Source organism: Campylobacter concisus (genome assembly GCF_002913225.1).
Classification (GTDB): Bacteria; Campylobacterota; Campylobacteria; order Campylobacterales; family Campylobacteraceae; genus Campylobacter_A; species Campylobacter_A concisus_J.
Map to the genome: position 1 here is coordinate 1 of NZ_PPAW01000061.1, position 448 is coordinate 448.

The window sequence follows — 448 nt, forward strand, 5'->3', positions numbered from 1 at the left end:
ATAAGAAGATGTAGCAATCAAAATTACAACATTACTTTAGGCGTTAGTGCCAGTCCAAATAATTTCGTCGCAAGCAATAGACAAGACGATGGCTCGGCAACTTTTAAAACTAAATTTAAAAATAGACTTCTAACCAAAATCGTTTCTACGCCATTTAATGTCTATATCACAAACTATGATACAGATGGCAACAAAAAAGTACCAGATGCTCCAGTAGATGTAAAAGTAGAGTTGGTTGAGTCTTGCAGTGCTCCAACAAATTTATATGAACAAGATATAACATTTAATGGCGTAACTGATATTTTGTTATCAGGCATTAGTATTGATAGAGCCTATAAAAGCGTAAAATTTAGAATTTCTCATCTTGATCCAGCAACAAATACTACAAAGGTTGAATGCGAAAAATTAGATGATTTTGCTATAAGACCAAGTCACTTTAGGCTATGGG

General features: G+C 33.5%; 1 protein-coding gene. It reads left to right on the forward strand.

All coding sequences use genetic code 11. The features are described 5' to 3' along the window. On the forward strand, nt 1–448 hold a 448-nt coding region (locus tag CYP26_RS10325; protein WP_181000899.1), incomplete at both ends, for a hypothetical protein.